We start from the raw sequence: 16,295 nt of genomic DNA on the forward strand, positions 1-16,295 counted from the left end.
GGAGATGGGGGTTGCGCAGCAGCACAGCGGAGATGGGGGTTGCGGGGCCGCACACCGGAGATGGGGGTTGCGGGGCCGTGCACCGGTGTTCGGGATTGCGGGGCTGTGGCACCGGAGGTCGGGACTGCGGGGCCGGGCCGAGCTTCGGGGGCGGCTCCGGCGGCGTTGACCGACGCGGAATTCCGTGGTGCACAGTGGTTCTCGGCGTGCGCCTGCTCGTTCTCCTGCTCGCGGTGGTGGGGAGGGTGCGAAGCTGGAATTTCGGTGTCGGGGGCGGGTGGGGCGGGCGTAGGGTTCGGGGTATGGGAGGAGAAGCGGTACGGCTGGACGGGAACACCGTGGTGTTGCCCGGTGGGGTGGGGGTGCGGTTCATTCGCACGCTGAGACTGCCCGAGCAGGGGACGCATCCGTTGCCGCCGGGGCTGGGGGAGTTTCCGGTGCGGCGGGTGGCGGACTATGCGGATTCGGTGCCCGCGGAGTGGAGTAGGCGGGGCGGTGTCATGCTGCCCATGTATCTGCGGGAGGCGATGTGGCTGTCGTTCTCCGCGAAAGAGCCCGCCGCACTGCAGATCGGCGTGGGCAAGGTGTGCGCGGTCTCCGGCAAGCCCTGGAGCGAGCGGCTGGCCCGGGATCCGCAGAACTATGTGGTGCTGCCCAAACAGCCTTGGCTGGACGGCATCAACTCCGGCACCGGCACCATCCGTCAATTCGTCGCGGTGCCACTGGGATTGGGCGCGACCGTCGAGGGCCAGGTCACCGGCGAGGAGACCCACGGCGGCATCCAGCTCCAGAACTTCGCGTTGAACGAGGTCGAGCTCGCACGCTGGCGCAAGACGATGGAAGCCGATCGTGAACGGGTGCGGGCGATCTCGTACGGGGACGGCCCACCCCTGCCCCTGTCCATGCCGTCGGGCATGCCCGCTCCGGCCGGTGGCCCGCCGCCTGGGTTCGGAGCTCCGCCGCCCGCACCGGGCAGCGGCGAACGCAGGCTGTTCGCGCGCGCCGCACCGCGCAGGCAGGCCACCGCCCTGGGTCTCGGGGTCGGCGGCACCATGCGGCAGGAGATCTACAAAGACGAACGCGCCCTGACGGATTGGGCCACGGATCCCTCCGGCCGCATCTTCGTCCACCTGGTGACCCCGCCCGACTGGCAGCGGATCACCGGCGAGGCCGCACCGCCGTCCCCGGTCGACCGCAGGGCATACACCGCCGCGGGTCTACCCTGGTTCCACTACTTCGATTCGGACGCAACCGATCTGGCCCCCGCAGACCCGCTCTCCACCGTGGCCCCGGTCGGTGACTGGCTGGGCGACGACCACGAACAGTGGCAGCCGCCGGCCCCGGGCCAGATACACCAGCTCGGCGATCAGAAGGGCTCTCCGGTCGAAGACGGCGACTGGTGAACTCGGTGGTGGACCGGCCGCGCTACCCGTCGGAGTTGTCCGAGGCCGGGTGATCCGTGGTCGGCAGGGCGGTCGGCGGGACCGTGGTGACCGGGAGTTCGGTTGTGGCGCGAGGGCTCTCGGTGGTGGCCGGGCGCGTGGTGCTGGGGTACGACGGGGTGGAGCGGGTGCTCGCATTCGGGTCCGCGGCGGGGTCGTCCGGGGCGCCGGTGATGGTGGAGATCGGTGCATGACGGGAGGGCTGGTCGGCGGCCACCCGCCAGGTGGGAGACGGCGGGATGACGATGGCGGGCGTGGTACTCGCGCTGCTGTTCGTCGAAGTCACCGGCGCCGCTTGCAGATCGGCGTTCAGCGGCGGCGGCGCGACGTAGATGTCGTTGTGCCCAATGCCGCAGGCGCCCAGGAGAATGAGCCCGGCTGACACCACGCCGACCGCCGCGGCGGCGCCCGCCACAGGCTTGGGCAGGTGACGCAGCGGGGTGAGGCCGCGCTCGTCCGCGCCGGCGTTGCTGCCGTCCATTGGTGGCACTCCTGATTCGTGTCGAGTGGGCTCACCCTAACGGAGGCCGCGAGGCGGGGCCAGGCGGGTGGTCGGTTCGATCACCGGGCGGCGCAGGCGATTCCGTAGGCCTCGGAAATATCTCAAACAGCCATGATTCAGATATCGAATTAGTAAAGTCGGCGCGTTTTGCGTTCGTGTCGTATGGACTTTCCGTTGCAGAGCCGTAATGTGTGTCCAAAGTTACACGTGAGACGCTCGAAATTTGCCGAGGGGCGCGCCGAAGAATCGCGAGACCCGGCGGGCGTCATCGAGGAGTGGATGATGGGTGCATTTTCGGCATCTCCACTGCGCGCGTCGGTGCGTGCAGGAGAACCCGCGGTCCCTGGGCTGCGGATGTCGGCAATCCTGGCCCGCGTCGTCGCCTGGCTGATCTTCCTGGGCGGGCTCACCGGCGCGGTACTCGGCATTGCCGGGCTACGCGTCGAAATCACCGTCGCCGGACTGATTCTCGCCTGCACCGCGGGTTTGGTGTTGCTCAAACTTCGAGCTGACGCACACGCTGGCTAATTCGTCGCGAATTAGCCATTTGCGGCAATTACCCACTCGAATGCTTCGGCTTTGGATTGCGCGCCCTCGATCGTCCGAGATCGATTGGGCTCGCCGAGTTCTGTCAGCAACTCTTCGGAAATCCCTGCCAGATCCGACAATACGGACGGGGTAAACCATTCCGGACGGGTAGCGAACAGCAGATCCTCGCTCGAGGTGTTGCCGGAGGCGCCCGGCGCGAACGGGCAGCCGCCCAGCCCACCCAGCGAACCGTCCACCACGGCCGCGCCCGCGGCCAGGGCCGCCAAGGAATTCGCGACGCCCATGCCCCAGGTGTCGTGACCGTGGAAGACGATGCGGCGCTGCGGCGTTCCCCAGTGCCCGGTCGCGGCCACCGCCCCGATGAGCGCGCCGACCTGACCCGGATGCGCCTGGCCGAGGGTATCGGCCACCACGATGTCCGCCGACCCCTCGGTGCGCGGATCGGTGGCGATGGCCAGGACCCGCGCGGGATCCACGGGCCCGTCGAACGGGCAGGTGAAAGCCGTTGCCAGGCAGAGCTGAATGCGCCCGCCCGCCTCCGCCGCGAGGCGCACCGCCTCCGGCATGGCGGCCAGGCTGTCCTCGGTGGCGCGCCCGATATTGGCCTTGTTGTGGGTGTCCGACACCGAGAAGCAGTACTGGAAGTTGCGCACGCCGGCCTCCGCGGCCCGTGCGACGTGCCGGGGTGTGGCGACCCAGACCCAGCAGCGTTCGAGTTCCGCGGGCGTGAGCCGGGCGACCAGGTCGAGGGTATTGGCCATGGGCGGCACCAGATCCGGCCGCGCCATGGATCCGATCTCCAGCTCGGGCACGCCCAGCGCCAGCAGCTGCCGCGCGATCTGGACCTTGCGCTCGGTGGGCAGCACCTTCCCGGTGAGCTGCAGGCCGTCGCGCAGCGTGACATCACGTAGGGTCATGAGTTCGCCTCCAGGGCATCGATATCGGCGTCGGTCAGACCGAGCAGGCCGGTGAGTACCTCGCGGGTGTGCTCGCCGAGGTCCGGGCCGACATTGCGGATGGGCAGCGATCGGCCGCCGATCACCGGGACGATGCCCGGGAAGCCGACCTCCTTGGGCTCGGGCTCGCCCACGTCCACCCGGAAGGGCTGGATCATATTGCGCGCCCGGTACTGCTCGTCGGAGACGATGTCGGCGGCAGTGTAGATGGGCCCGCACGGAATAGCGGCCGCCTCCAGCACCCGCAGCGCCTCCTCGCGGGTGCGCACCCGCGTCCACTCGGCGATCGAGGCGTCCAGCCGCTCGCGGTTCCGCCAGCGTCCGGCATTGTCCTGCAGCTCCGGATCGGCGGCGAGGTCCGGACGATCGATGACCTGCATGTACCGCTGGAAGATGGCGTCGCCATTGCCGCCGATGATGATGCTGGTGCCGTCGCTGCACGGATAGGCGTTGCTGGGCGCGATGCCCTCCATGCGCCCGCCGACCCGTTCGCGATTGATGCCGTAGGCCAGATAGTCGGGCACCAGGGATTCCATGACAGACAGGATGGATTCGTTGAGCGCCACGTCGATGACGCGCTGCTCCAAGGGAACCCGCTGTACCCGCTCACGCTGGAACAGCGCCATCACGGTGCCGAACGCGGCGTAGATCCCGGCAATGGAATCGCCGATGGACACGCCGACCCGCACCGGCGGCCGGTCCGGATCGCCCACGAGTTCGCGCAACCCGCCGACCGCCTCGGCCACCGCCGCGAAGCCCGGCCGCTGTGCGAGCGGACCGGTCTGGCCGTACGCGGAGATGCGGGTGATGATCAGATTCGGATTGGCCTCGTTGAGCACCTCGGGCCCGAGCCCCCACTTCTCGAGCATCCCGGGCCGGAAGTTCTCCAGCAGCACATCGCACTGTTCGATCAGATCCAGCACGATCTTGCGTCCGGCCTCGGTGCGCAGATCCAGCGTGATGGACTTCTTGTTCCGGTTGACCGTCCGGTACAGCATCGAGGTGTCACCGCCGTAGAGCCGCCAATTTCGCAGCTCATCACCGGTTTTCGGCCGCTCCACCTTGATCACCTCGGCACCGAAGTCCCCGAGGATCCGCCCGGCCGTCGGCGCGGCCACATAGTTGCCCAGTTCCAGAACCCGAACGCCGTCGAGCGGCCGAATCTCCATGCCCACAGTCTGCACGATGGGCGTACACCGAAAACGGCGAAGCCGGTGCGACGGTCGACAGGACAGTTGCACCGGCGTGCCGATCGCGGAACCTATAACGACTCCACGAAAGTTCAGACGCTGTCGGTTCGCGGCCCGTCTCGTTCTGGACTGCGGCTGGAATAGACCTCCGCCTTGGAGCGGGGGAGCGAAGCGGAGGAGCGGAGGAGGGAAGAACGAGACCTTCAGGGCCGCGAACCCGCCCGGAGCGAAGCGGAGGGCAAATCAAACAGCGCGGGGTGCGACCTCCTCGATGATCGAGTAGTGCTCGGCATTACCGGTGATGATGGTGCTGGTTTCTCCGTTCACGGCGACCGGGACGTCGCCGGCCAGGGTGATGCGGGTGAGGCGGCGGGGCTGGCCGTCGTAGTCGTCGATGGCGTAGTGCTGGGTGGCGCGGTTGTCCCAGATCGCTACGTCGCCGAGCTGCCAGTTCCAGCGAGTGGTGTTCTCCAACCGGGTGACGCGGTTCTGCAACAGCTGGAACAGGGCCTGCGATTCGGCGGCGGAGAAGCCGACGAAGTTCTTCACGAAATGCCCGAGCAGCAGCGCTCGTTCGCCGGTGACGGGGTGCACCCGCACCACCGGGTGCTCGGTCTCGTAGTAGGTGGACTCGAATTCCTCGCGGTAGGCCTTGATATTGGCCGTCACCTGCGCGTTCTCGCCGCGCGCGACCTCGGTGCGGTCGGCGGCGTAGTCGTAGGCGTTGGTGTGGCGGGCCCGCAGGTTCTCGACGAGCGCCTCGAGCGGCGCGGGCAGCGAGTCGTAGGCCGCCACCGTCGAGGCCCAGGTGGTGGAGCCGCCGTAGGACGGCAGGTGCACCGCGCGCAGGATGGACGCCTTCGGAATCCGGTCCACGAAGGTGACGTCGGTGTGCCAGCTGTTGGCGCGGCCGTACTCGGAGTCGATGGGCAGCGTCTTGACGCCCTTGGTGGTGACGGTCGGGTGCGGGGTGGTCGGCGCGCCCAACAGCTGCGCGAACTCGTACTGCCCGTCCTCGGTCAGGTGCTCCTGGCCGCGGAAGAAGATGACCTTGTGCTTGTGCAGCGCGTCCTGGATGGCCTGCACGGTCACCGAATCCAGATCGCCGCCCAGCCGCACGCCGTCGATGCGCGCGCCGATCTTGCTGCCCAGCTGCACGACAGTGAGGTTGGATGTTGCGTAATCGACGGACATGCAATGCCTTTCGCCCGATGGAGTCCGGCCCGGATTCGAGCCGTGACCAGCACACCATCGGGGCGTCCGGTGAAACAGGTTCAGGATCAGCCGGATCGAAAGGCTCGTGAGCGAACGCCCGGCGCTACCCGAGGTGTTCGCGGAGAACTATCCGAGGTGTTCGCGGAGGTAGGCCAGGTCGTCGGCGACGCCGTCGGCGGGGGTCTCCAGGATGACCGGCGCTCCGGCGGTGCGGCACACCTCGGCCAGCAACTGCGGGTCGATGGTCCCGTCGGCGAAGTTGGCGTGCCGGTCCGCACCCGAATCGAAGGCGTCCCGCGAGGAGTTCAGGTGGACCAGGTCGATGCGCCCGGTGATCCCCTTGATCCGCTCCACGATCCCGACCAGTTCCTCACCGCCCGCCCAGGCGTGGCAGGTGTCGAGGCAGAACCCGGCCCCGAAGTCGCCGACCGCGTCCCACAGCCGCCCGATATCGTCGAAATACCGTGCCATGGCGTGGTTTCCGCCGGCGGTGTTCTCGATGAGGATGGGCACCGGGAATCCGCCCTTGTCCTGCTGCCGCTCGAACAGCTTGCGCCAGTTGACGAATCCCTCGGCCATCTCCTCGTCGGAGCGCACGTGGCCGCCGTGCACGACCAGCCCGAAGGCGCCCAGCTCGGCGGCGGCCTTGGCCTGCTGCGCCACCGCGTTGCGCGAGGGCATGCGCAGCCGGTTGTTCAGGCTGGCCACATTGATCTGATAGGAGGAGTGCACCACCAGGTCGATGTCGCTGGCCTTGATCTCCTCGGCCCGCGGGTGGGGTTGGGGCTTGTCCCAGCTCTGCGGATCCACCACGAACATCTGGATGACGTCGGCCCCGAGCTTCTCGCCGAAGCCGATCGGGTCGCTGTCCATTCGGACGTGAGCTCCAATGCGCATGCGGCCAGCGTATCTCCGACCCCTGACACCGCAGACGGGGTCACCAGCAGCGACAAGCAAACGTTGAGTGTTGCGTTAGCGGCCTGCGCGTAGATAGTTCGATAGGCCGCGAATCGGCTACAGTTTCGGTGTTTTCGGATCGGCCCGAACGATCACGCCGATCGTCTGTGGTACCTCGCGCGCTGGTGGGTCCCGGCACGTGGAATGGGAAGTGGGAGATCGTCATGCTGTCCAACGGTGACGTTTTTGCTGGGTATGTCATCGAACGGCAACTCGGCCGAGGTGGCATGGGTTCGGTGTACCTGGCCAAGCATCCGCGGCTGCCGCGGATGACGGCGCTCAAGCTGCTGAATCGGGAAATGGTCTTCGACAAGGAGGTCCGGGCCCGCTTCGAGCGCGAGGCCGACCTGGTCGCGCAACTGGACCACCACAATATTGTCACCGTCTACGACCGCGGGCTCGAGGACGGCCAGCTGTGGATCTCCATGCAGTACATCGACGGCATCGACGCCGCCAGCGTGAATCCGCAGACGCTGCCGCCCGAGCGGGCCGTGCAGATCGTCGCCGAGATGGCCGACGCCCTGGATTACGCGCACCGCAACGAGGTGCTGCACCGCGATGTGAAGCCCGCCAATATCCTGCTGGCCCGCTCCACCGGCGGTAAGGGCGAACGGGTGTACCTGACCGACTTCGGCATCGCGCGGCTGCGCGACGACAGCGGTCATCTGACCCAGACCGGGACTTTCACCGCGACCCTGGCCTACGCCTCGCCCGAGCAGCTGACCGGCTCCGCGCTGGACGGCCGCTCCGACCAGTATTCGCTGGCCTGCACGCTGTTCTGGCTGTTCACCGGGTCCGGCCCGTTCTCGGCCACCAATCCGGCGGCCGTCATCCAGGGGCATCTGCAGAATCCGCCGCCGCCGCTGGGCAGCGCGCGCGGCGGGCTGCCGCCGAGCCTGGACATGGTGATCGCCAAAGCCATGGCCAAGCGTCCCGAGGATCGCTTCCCGAGCTGCACCGAATTCGCGGCCGCCGCCCGCCGCGCCCTGGCCAATCCGAGCGCGCCTGCCATGCCGCTGGTGCAGCGCACGTCGCCGCCGATGCCGGTCATGCCGCACACCGGCGGGCCGAACCCGGTGGCGCCACCCCTGACCGGGGGCGGCATGCCGACCGGTATGCCCATGTATACGGGTGGTGCCATGCCGACGGGCAATCCGGTGACCGGAGGCTCGTACCCGGCCGGTGTGCCGATGACCGGTGCGCCCATGCCGGCCGCGGGCCCGCGGCCGCAGACCGCACCGCCGTCCCCGGCGGTGCCGTATCCGGCTCCGACACAGGTCAATCCGTCCCCGCCCAAGCCGGTCACCGGTAACTACACCGGGCGCGGGACCAATCAGTACACCCAGCCGCCGTCCTATACCTATCCGAGCCCGGCCCAGCCACAGCGTCCGCCGGTCGCGCCGGTGGGGGCGCATCGGCCGCCGGCGCCGGCGAAGTCGAATACCGGGCTCATCATCGGCATCGTGCTGGCGGTGGTGGTGCTGCTCATCGTCGTGGTCGCGGTGATCGTGGCGGCGGGCAGCAAGGCCGGCGGCACCAAGGGCGGTGGCGCGCCGGGCAGTGTCGTGAACACCTCGGCGGGCGCGGCGCCCGGGGGCGCCCAGCAGATCGACTGGTCGGTCGCGGCCAAGCAGTTCCCGAAGCTGCTGCCCGCCGTCAAGACCGGCGGCAAGGGTTACAACGGCGCGACCTGCTGGGTCGCCGACTCGCCGGTCTCCTCCGATGCCACCGACGGCACCCCGGACTTCGGCGACTGGAAGGTGCAGTGGCGCTGCTACGGCGGCAGCAACAACAACGACCCCTTCTACCGCATCTTCGCCTACGACTCGGCCGCCACCGTGCAGACCGTCCTGAGCGGCCTGACCCCGGACACCAAGTCGCAGGACGCGAACGGCGGCAAGACCTACACCAACTACCAGCTCACCGATGACAGCCACCCGCGCCTGGTGACCGCCTTCACCGGCGACAACAACCGCACCCAGTACCTCATGTACACCGACGGCCTCACCGGCAGCCTCGATCCGGTCCTGAAGTGGTGGAAGAACGCACCCATCAACTGAGCTGCGGTATTCGAAACCCCGGCTCGATCAGGCTAGGGTCGGCGCAGTATCTGGTTCGCGGCCCAAGCGCTGGTCGATGGAGCGCTCGTTCTGGACTGCGGCTGGAATAGACCTCCGCCTTGGAGCGGGAGCGAAGCGGAGGAGCGGAGGAGGGAAGAACGAGACCTCCAGGGCCGCGAACCCGCCCGGAGCGAAGCGGAGGGCAAATAGATACAGAAAGGGACGTTGTGCTGCGCGCTGGGGAAGTGTTCGCGGGTTACGAGATCGAACGCGAACTCGGCCGCGGCGGTATGGGGTCGGTGTATCTGGCCCGGCACCCCCGTCTACCTCGGCTGATCGCATTGAAGCTGTTGAGCCGGGACGTGTTCGGCGATATCGAGATCCGGCGGCGGTTCGAGCGTGAGGGCGATCTCGTCGCGCGGCTGGATCATCCCAATATCGTGCCGGTCTACGACCGCGGCATCGACGACGCGCAGCCGTGGATCGCCATGCGCTACATCGACGGTCCCGACGCGTCCCAGCTGGAGGCCGCGAATCTGCCGCCGCGCCAGGCAATCCGGATCATCGCCGAGACCGCGCGGGCCCTGGATTTCGCGCATCGCCGCGGCGTGCTGCACCGGGATGTGAAGCCCGCCAACATCCTGCTCGAACGGCTGGACGGCGAGGAGCGAGTCTTCCTGGCGGACTTCGGCATTGCCCGCTTGCGCGATGACGCCACCAAGCTGACCCAGACCGGCTCGTTCACCGCGACGCTGACCTACGCCTCCCCGGAACAGCTCTCGGGTCAGCCGCTGGATCCACGCTCGGATCAGTATTCGCTGGCCTGCACGCTGTTCCGGTTGCTGACCGGGGACGTGCCGTTCGCCGCCGAGCATCCGGTGGGCATCATCCACGGTCACCTCAACCAGGCGCCGCCGCCGGTCAGCACGCTGCGGGCCGGACTGCCGCAGGCGCTGGACGCCGTGCTGGCCCGCGCACTCGCCAAACACCCTGAGGGACGATTCGATTCGTGCGGTGAGTTCGCCGTGGCGGCCCAGCAGGCGCTGGAGAATCCGGCCGGGGCCACCGTGGTGGCGCACTCGCCGTTCCTCCCGCAGGGCGGATCACCGGCGGCGCCAGGGCAATTCGGTCCCGCGCCGACGACCCGGTACGGCGTCGACGCGAATCCCGTTCCCGGACAGCAGCCGCCCGCGACGGCGCGCTACACCGCCCAGGCACCGACGCCTGTCCCGCCGCCGCGCCCGGCGTCGCCGCGGAAGAAGCGCTCGAAGCTGCGGGGCTGTCTGCTGGGCGCGGCGGCTGTCGTGGTGCTGCCGCTGGCGGCGGTCGCGGCCATCGTTTCCGTGCTCGATGAGAAAGCGACCTCGAACAGCTCGGCGACCACGTCCGAGGAGCACGTCCCGACCACCGACGACGCGGCCTCGCCGACCGAAACCACCGGACCCGCCGCCCTTCCGGAGCATTCGGGCACCGACGCCCAGGTGCTCAGCCAGCGCTTCCCACAGATGCTGCCCCAGGCCGATCCCACCGCCGACGCCAACTCCGGCACCGGCTACCAGGGGACCGCCTGCTCGACCTATGAGCCCGCCTCGCCCCCGCCCGACTCCGGGTCCGGCGATCCGGATCTGGGCAAGTGGGAAATCGCGTGGAACTGCACCGGCATCGGCCACCCGACCTACCGGTTCGTCATGTACCGCTCGGCCACCGACGCCGAGGACGCGCTCAACGCGCTGACCGGCTACACCAAGACCGACATCAAGGTGCACGGCAACCTGTACACGAATTACCAGATCAGCGGCAGCGCCCTGCTGCGCCCGCGGCTGGTGACGGAGTTCCACTCGCAGGATGGAAAGTACGCCTACCTCATGTACAGCACCGGTTTCCTCGCCACCGACGACCAGCTGCTGGATTGGTGGCGGTCCGCCCCCATCAATTGAGGGCTGTTCGACGCGCGTGTTTGTGTGGAGTCTGTGAGGACATCGTCATCGGGGACATCCCGGATGGCGTCCATCCCAGAACCTAGACACACTGGACATCATGACTTCGAACGTCTCGGAATCCGCCACGCTCGAGCAGGGCACGGCCGCGGTCGCCGCCCGAGCGACCGATCTTGTGAAGATCTACGGATCGGGCGACACACAGGTTCGTGCGCTGGACGGGGTGACGGCCGAGTTCGCGAAGGGTGAGTTCACCGCCATCATGGGGCCCTCGGGCTCGGGCAAGTCGACCCTCATGCACTGCCTGGCCGGTCTCGATGCCGCCACCGGGGGCGCGGTCCACATCGGTGACACCGATCTGACCAAGCTCTCGGACAAGCAGATGACCACGCTGCGCCGCGACCGCATCGGCTTCGTCTTCCAGGCGTTCAATCTGGTCCCCACGCTGACCGCGCTGGAGAACATCACGCTGCCGCTGGACATCGCGAACCGCAAGATCGACGAGGAGTGGCTGTCGACGGTGGTCAAGCGGCTGGGCCTGGGCGACCGGCTCACCCACCGGCCCGCCGAGCTGTCGGGCGGTCAGCAGCAGCGCGTGGCCTGTGCTCGCGCGCTGGCGGGCAAGCCGGACATCATCTTCGGTGACGAGCCGACCGGCAACCTGGACTCACACTCCTCCGGTGAGGTGCTCAACATCCTGCGCGCGGCGGTCAACGAGTTCGGGCAGACGGTGGTGATCGTGACCCACGATCCGCGCGCGGCCTCCTACGCCGACCGGGTGGTCTTCCTCGCCGACGGCCAGATCGTGGACGAATTGCGGGAGCCCACGGCCGATTCCGTGCTTGACAAGATGAAGTCGCTGGAGACGAAGCGCGGGGAGGCGGAGCGCTGATGGCTGCCTCCCCGATGCGCAAGGTCGCCTTGCGCAATCTCGCCGCGCACAAGGTGCGCCTGGTGCTGACCGTACTGTCGGTGGTACTCGGAACCGCTTTCATCTCAGGGTCTTTCATCTTCACCGACACGCTGCAGAGCACCTTCGACGGCATCTTCGCCTCCCAGGCCAAGGGCGTGGACGTGCGGGTGCAGCCCAAGGAGCAGCAGTCGCTCGGTGTGCCGAACGACGTGGTGGACAAGCTCTCCCACCTGGACGGCGTCAAAACCGTCGCGCCCGGTGTCAACGGCCCGGTGGTGCTGCTGAAGGACGGGCACGCCGTACAGACCGGTGGCGCACCGAGTTTCGGACAGTCGTATCTGCCGCCGGGCAGGTCGGTGGCCGAGCCGGACAAGTTCATCGACGGCGTGCCGCCCGCCGAGCCGGGTCAGGTCGCCATCAACAAGGGTGGTGCGGAGCGGGGCGGGCTGAAGGTCGGCGACCACAGCACGGTGCTGGTGCCGTCCAAGGGCAATATCGATGTCACCATCTCGGGCATCTACGACATCGAGGCCTCCAATACCGGCGGGTTCATCTCGCTGCAGTTCGAGGATGCGCAGGCCCGCCAGCTGTTCACCGACGGCCTGCACGTGGCGTACGTGGACATCGCGGCCCAGCCCGGGGTGAAGGCCGATGATCTGCGCGATCGGATCAAGGCGGCGCTGCCCGACTACAAGGTGCAGAACGCCCAGCAGGTGCGCGACGACTTCAAGGCGCAGCTCGGCAATGCGCTGAAGTTCATCAATTACTTCCTGCTGGCGTTCGGTTCCATCGCATTGCTGGTGGGCACGTTCATCATCTACAACACCTTCTCCATGCTGGTGGCGCAGCGGCTGCGCGAGCTGGCGCTGTTGCGCGCGGTCGGCGCGAGCCGCGGGCAGATCTCGCGATCGGTGGTGGGGGAGTCGCTGATCGTCGGATTGCTCGGCAGCGCACTGGGTCTGGCGGCGGGCGTCGGCCTGGCGTTCGGCCTGTCCGGCCTGCTGAATGCCTTCAAGCTGGGGCTGCCCACCGGCACCATGTCGCTGGAGCCGCGCACGGTGCTGGTGGCCCTCGGTGTCGGCACCGTGGTGACGGTGCTCAGCGCGTACGCGCCGGCGCGGCGGGCGGCCAAGGTGCCGCCGGTGGAGGCGATGCGCTCGGAGTCCAACTCGGCCGGAGAGTCGTTGCGGCTGCGCACCATTATCGGCGCGGTGCTGGCGGTGGCCGGTGCGGTGCTGGTGGTGCTGGGTGCGCGCGGCACCGGCGGCAGTGCGGCCACGGTGGTCGGAATCGGCGCTGCCGCACTGATTCTCGCGGTGCTGTTCGCCTCCCCGGCGCTGTCGCGGCCGGTGGTGACCGGACTGGGTGTGCTGGTGCGGCCGTTCGGTCCGGTCGGAAGGATGGCGCGCAACAACGCGATTCGTAATCCGCGCCGGACCGCCGCAACGGCTTTCGCACTGACCCTGGGCCTGATGCTGGTGTCCGCCATCGGCATGCTCGGCTCCTCGGCCAAGGCCAGTGTGAGCGACCTGGTCGACAAGGGCGTGAAGGCCGACTACATCCTGGCCGGGCCGCCCGGTGGCATCATCGGCGTCCCGCTGGCCGCCACCGCCACCGTCGAACAGGTGCCGCAGGTCAAGGACGTGGTGGCCTTCCATGGTGTCGCCCTGAGGGTCGACGGCAAGCAGGTGCTCGGCACCGCGCCCGAGGGGCCGATGGCCAAGGTGCTCAACTACACCATGGAGCAGGGCACCGACCAGATCGGCGACGACGACATCATGGTGTCGGAAACCTATGCCTCCGACCATGATTGGAAGCTCGGCGAGAGCGTCGAGATCTCCAGCATGGACTACAAGAAGTTCAAGGTCACCGTCGCGGGCATCTACAAGGACACCCAGCTGCTGCAGAACATGGTCACCCCCATGGCCCTGTACCAGAAGACGGTCCCGGTCAGCTACCAGTCCAGCTTCCTGGTCCTGGTCGCCGCCCAGCCCGGCGCCGACCTCCCCGCCATGCGGAAGAACCTGGAGAAGGCCACCGAGCAGTACGTCATCGTCCAGGTCCAGGACCGCAACGACTTCAAGGGCGCCGAGGGCAAACAGATCGACACCCTGCTGGCCATCCTCTACGGCCTGCTGGCCCTGGCGGTGGTCATCGCCATCCTCGGCATCGTCAACACGCTGGCCCTGTCGGTGGTGGAGCGCCGCCGCGAAATCGGCATGCTCCGCGCGGTGGGCATGCAGCGGGCCCAGGTCCGCCGCAGCATCTACCTCGAATCCATGCTCATCGCCGTCTTCGGCGCGGTGGTAGGCGTCATCCTGGGCCTAGCCCTCGGTGTGGGCTTCCTCAAAACCCTTGCCGACCTGGGCATTGCCACCATCGCCGTGCCCTGGACCCAAATCGTGCTCATGCTCCTCGCCTCCGGTGTGGTCGGCGTCCTCGCCGCCCTCTGGCCCGCCGTGCGAGCCGCCCGCACACCCCCGCTGGCCGCCATCGCCGACCTGTAAGCACTCCGGACCGATCTGGGCCCCTCAGGATTTCGATCCTGAGGGGCCCAGATCGTCTCCGCTGCCGGGCAACCGGCCCTATGACCGTACGACGGTGCGGCCTGGTCTGGATGGCCGGGCCGCACCGTCGGTGGGGTGGTCAAGCGCCGAAGTCGGCGCGGTGGTCTTCGGCCCATTCGGCGAGGGTGCGTCCGGGCTTGCCGGTCACGGTGGTGGCGGGACGCGCCCGGTCGGGGGTGGTGAGGGTGTCGCTCCAGTAGTCGAGCAGCATCTTCATGATCGGCTCGGGGATGAATTGCGCTGTCTCGGCGCGGAATTCGTCGGCGGTGATTTCGATCAGCGGGATCTGTCGGCCGAGCGCGGCACTGAGCGTGGCGACCTGCTCGGTGCGGGTGAGCGCCTGGGGGCCGGTGATCGGGATGATCTGGCCGATGTGGTCGTCGGACAGCAGCGTCTCGGCCGCGGCCTCGGCGACGTCGAATTCGTGGACCGGGGCCTGAGCGGACGCCAGGTACGGTGCCCGGATCGGCGCACCCGAGCTGATCTGCCACCGCCATTCGAGCAGGTTGTTGGCAAAGGTGCCGGGGCGCAGGATCGTCCACCCGTCGGTGCGCTCGGTGACGGCGGCTTCGACAGCGCTGTGGTGCAGCTGGCTGGCCGAGCCGTGGTCGCGGGGGAATTCCGTCGCCGCGGCCAGCGAGGACAAGACCGTGAAGCGGTGCACTCCAGCGGCGACGGCCGCGTCCATGAATACATCGATGCCCCGCGCCGGGAACACGAAGGCGCTGTCAACGCCGTGGAATACCTGCGATCCGAGGGTCGAGGCGTCAGCGAGATCACCCGCGACGACCTCGACCCCTTCGGGCAGGTTCGCGTCCTCGGGCTTACGGGTCAGCGCGCGGACCGCGATGCCGCGAGCGAGGAGGGTGGAAACAAGGTGACGACCGACGCTTCCGGTCGCTCCGGTGACGAGAACGGTCGGGCGGGAGTTGCGAATCTCTGTGCTGCTCATGACATGAATACTTCCGCTGAAGCCCACCCCACCACATCACGAGAATTCGTTATTTCACGTCCTACCTCAGCGTGTTCAGCTGCACGAATATTGCGCCGATCAGCATGATCGCCGCCCCGGCTATTTGCGCCGGCCCGAGCGACTGGCCGAGCAGTAGCCAGGCCAGCACGGCGGCGACCAGCGGTTCCGCCACGGCCAGCATGCTCGCCGGGGCCGGGGGCAGGTCGCGGAGGGCTCGAAGTCCGGCCAGGTAGGGCAGCGCGGTGCCGGCCACGGACAGAGCCAGCAATACCAGCCACACCGGGGCTTGCAGACGGCCCAATGCGGCGGGGGCCGTGAGCAGGTGGGCGGCAGCGTCCACGGCGGGGTGAACGCTGCCACCACTACCGCGCCGATGGTCAACCCCAGGGCAGTCAGCCCGGCCGGGTCGTGCTTGCCGGCACCGTGTTCGCCGAGCAGGAAGTATCCGGCCGAGCAGATTGCCGAGCCCAGACCTGCGGCAATACCGAGTATGTCCAGGTGAGAGCTCTGCCAGAGCTGTGCGATCAAGGCCAAGCCGGTCAGCGCCAATCCGATGCCCAGCCAAACCGGCGCGGGCAGCCGAATGTGCCGTGCTGTCTGCACCCACAGCGCGACCAGCACGGGTGCGAGGTTGACCAGCACCATCGCTACCGCAACTGGAACCCGGGCCACCGCAACGAAGAACAACAATTGCACCCCGGCGACACCGAGCACCCCATAGCCGAGCAGCAACCACAGATCGGCGCGGCGGAACCTCAGCGCCCGCGGCCGCAACACGGCAACCACCGGGACGAGCAGTGCTGCGGCCAATGTGATCCGAACCGACGTCACCGCCGCCGGGGACCAGCCCGTCACCATCACCGCCTTGGCCACCGGCCCGGAACTCGCGAACAGTACCCATGAGGTCAGAGCCCACCCGGTCGCCTGGACCCGGATCGGAGCCCGCCCAACCCTTTCCGTCGTCGCCACCGCTGCAGTCTGACCACGCGATCGCGCACCTGACCACAGAATTTCTGACTGCGTCATCGAAGCCG

13 protein-coding genes and 1 pseudogene are annotated in these 16,295 nt (G+C 68.2%); 6 read left to right on the forward strand and 8 right to left on the reverse strand.

Going from position 1 to position 16,295, the window contains the following annotated elements:
• The first annotated feature begins 302 nt into the window (after nucleotides 1-302).
• Entirely contained in the window at nucleotides 303-1,403 is a 1,101-nt protein-coding gene (locus tag ABZ909_RS20705; protein ID WP_357001963.1) for a hypothetical protein, read from the forward strand.
• 22 nt (nucleotides 1,404-1,425) lie between these two features.
• On the opposite strand, the gene ABZ909_RS20710 is transcribed toward ABZ909_RS20705, so the two are convergent.
• Entirely contained in the window at nucleotides 1,426-1,923 is a 498-nt protein-coding gene (locus ABZ909_RS20710) for a hypothetical protein (RefSeq protein WP_357001965.1), read from the reverse strand.
• A 228-nt stretch (nucleotides 1,924-2,151) separates the two neighbouring features.
• Here ABZ909_RS20710 and ABZ909_RS20715 point away from each other — a divergent pair, with 228 nt between their 5' ends.
• The gene (locus ABZ909_RS20715) at nucleotides 2,152-2,472 is read left to right on the forward strand and encodes a hypothetical protein (protein WP_357001967.1); all 321 of its coding nucleotides are present in this window, start codon (nucleotides 2,152-2,154) and stop codon (nucleotides 2,470-2,472) included.
• 11 nt (nucleotides 2,473-2,483) lie between these two features.
• On the opposite strand, the gene ABZ909_RS20720 is transcribed toward ABZ909_RS20715, so the two are convergent.
• The 4 genes from ABZ909_RS20720 to ABZ909_RS20735 form a co-directional block, all read right to left on the reverse strand.
• The gene (locus ABZ909_RS20720; RefSeq protein ID WP_357001969.1) at nucleotides 2,484-3,410 is read right to left on the reverse strand and encodes a hydroxymethylglutaryl-CoA lyase; all 927 of its coding nucleotides are present in this window, start codon (nucleotides 3,408-3,410) and stop codon (nucleotides 2,484-2,486) included.
• A complete protein-coding gene (locus tag ABZ909_RS20725) occupies nucleotides 3,407-4,618 on the reverse strand; it encodes a CaiB/BaiF CoA-transferase family protein (protein WP_357001972.1) in 1,212 nt (403 codons plus the stop codon). Before ABZ909_RS20725 ends, ABZ909_RS20720 begins: the two co-directional genes overlap by 4 nt.
• 264 nt (nucleotides 4,619-4,882) lie before the next feature.
• A complete protein-coding gene (locus tag ABZ909_RS20730) occupies nucleotides 4,883-5,833 on the reverse strand; it encodes a TauD/TfdA family dioxygenase (RefSeq protein WP_357001974.1) in 951 nt (316 codons plus the stop codon).
• Nucleotides 5,834-5,980: 147 nt separating this feature from the next.
• Nucleotides 5,981-6,751 carry a deoxyribonuclease IV gene (locus ABZ909_RS20735; RefSeq protein WP_357001977.1) on the reverse strand — a complete coding sequence of 257 codons (771 nt, stop codon included), beginning with the start codon at nucleotides 6,749-6,751 and terminating at the stop codon, nucleotides 5,981-5,983.
• A 224-nt stretch (nucleotides 6,752-6,975) separates the two neighbouring features.
• Between ABZ909_RS20735 and ABZ909_RS20740 the strand changes: the two genes are divergently transcribed.
• The 4 genes from ABZ909_RS20740 to ABZ909_RS20755 all read left to right on the forward strand — a co-directional run bounded on the left by ABZ909_RS20740 (nucleotide 6,976) and on the right by ABZ909_RS20755 (nucleotide 14,228).
• Nucleotides 6,976-8,871, forward strand: a complete 1,896-nt coding sequence (locus ABZ909_RS20740) for a protein kinase (protein WP_357001980.1) — start codon at nucleotides 6,976-6,978, stop codon at nucleotides 8,869-8,871.
• Between the two features lie 227 nt (nucleotides 8,872-9,098).
• A complete protein-coding gene (locus ABZ909_RS20745; RefSeq protein ID WP_357001982.1) occupies nucleotides 9,099-10,808 on the forward strand; it encodes a serine/threonine-protein kinase in 1,710 nt (569 codons plus the stop codon).
• A 100-nt stretch (nucleotides 10,809-10,908) separates the two neighbouring features.
• Nucleotides 10,909-11,700 (forward strand): ABC transporter ATP-binding protein, encoded by a 792-nt coding sequence (locus ABZ909_RS20750; protein WP_357001984.1) that lies wholly within the window; start codon nucleotides 10,909-10,911, stop codon nucleotides 11,698-11,700.
• On the forward strand, nucleotides 11,700-14,228 hold the full coding sequence (locus ABZ909_RS20755; RefSeq protein WP_357001986.1) for an FtsX-like permease family protein: 2,529 nt from the start codon (nucleotides 11,700-11,702) through the stop codon (nucleotides 14,226-14,228). The genes ABZ909_RS20750 and ABZ909_RS20755 overlap by 1 nt, the downstream gene beginning before the upstream one ends.
• 139 nt (nucleotides 14,229-14,367) lie before the next feature.
• Here ABZ909_RS20755 and ABZ909_RS20760 read toward each other — a convergent pair whose 3' ends face one another.
• The 3 genes and pseudogenes from ABZ909_RS20760 to ABZ909_RS20770 form a co-directional block, all read right to left on the reverse strand.
• Nucleotides 14,368-15,240: an NAD(P)H-binding protein gene (locus ABZ909_RS20760; protein ID WP_357001988.1), complete on the reverse strand. Its 873-nt coding sequence runs from the start codon at nucleotides 15,238-15,240 to the stop codon at nucleotides 14,368-14,370.
• A gap of 61 nt (nucleotides 15,241-15,301) precedes the next feature.
• Nucleotides 15,302-15,601 (reverse strand): DMT family transporter, encoded by a 300-nt coding sequence (locus ABZ909_RS20765; protein WP_357001991.1) that lies wholly within the window; start codon nucleotides 15,599-15,601, stop codon nucleotides 15,302-15,304.
• Between the two features lie 239 nt (nucleotides 15,602-15,840).
• Nucleotides 15,841-16,287 (reverse strand): annotated as a pseudogene (locus ABZ909_RS20770) (DMT family transporter); the annotation flags it as partial.
• Nucleotides 16,288-16,295: the final 8 nt, after the last annotated feature.

This window comes from Nocardia sp. NPDC046763, from assembly GCF_040645495.1.
GTDB lineage: Bacteria > Actinomycetota > Actinomycetes > Mycobacteriales > Mycobacteriaceae > Nocardia.

What these genes read in the sequence shown, in the direction of transcription:
- ABZ909_RS20705 (WP_357001963.1), top strand. Translation starts at nt 303, where the DNA reads ATGGGAGGAGAAGCGGTACGGCTGGACGGGAACACCGTGGTGTTGCCC.
- ABZ909_RS20710 (WP_357001965.1), bottom strand. Translation starts at nt 1,923, where the DNA reads ATGGACGGCAGCAACGCCGGCGCGGACGAGCGCGGCCTCACCCCGCTG.
- ABZ909_RS20720 (WP_357001969.1), bottom strand. Translation starts at nt 3,410, where the DNA reads ATGACCCTACGTGATGTCACGCTGCGCGACGGCCTGCAGCTCACCGGG.
- ABZ909_RS20725 (WP_357001972.1), bottom strand. Translation starts at nt 4,618, where the DNA reads ATGGAGATTCGGCCGCTCGACGGCGTTCGGGTTCTGGAACTGGGCAAC.
- ABZ909_RS20730 (WP_357001974.1), bottom strand. Translation starts at nt 5,833, where the DNA reads ATGTCCGTCGATTACGCAACATCCAACCTCACTGTCGTGCAGCTGGGC.
- ABZ909_RS20735 (WP_357001977.1), bottom strand. Translation starts at nt 6,751, where the DNA reads ATGCGCATTGGAGCTCACGTCCGAATGGACAGCGACCCGATCGGCTTC.
- ABZ909_RS20740 (WP_357001980.1), top strand. Translation starts at nt 6,976, where the DNA reads ATGCTGTCCAACGGTGACGTTTTTGCTGGGTATGTCATCGAACGGCAA.
- ABZ909_RS20750 (WP_357001984.1), top strand. Translation starts at nt 10,909, where the DNA reads ATGACTTCGAACGTCTCGGAATCCGCCACGCTCGAGCAGGGCACGGCC.
- ABZ909_RS20755 (WP_357001986.1), top strand. Translation starts at nt 11,700, where the DNA reads ATGGCTGCCTCCCCGATGCGCAAGGTCGCCTTGCGCAATCTCGCCGCG.
- ABZ909_RS20760 (WP_357001988.1), bottom strand. Translation starts at nt 15,240, where the DNA reads ATGAGCAGCACAGAGATTCGCAACTCCCGCCCGACCGTTCTCGTCACC.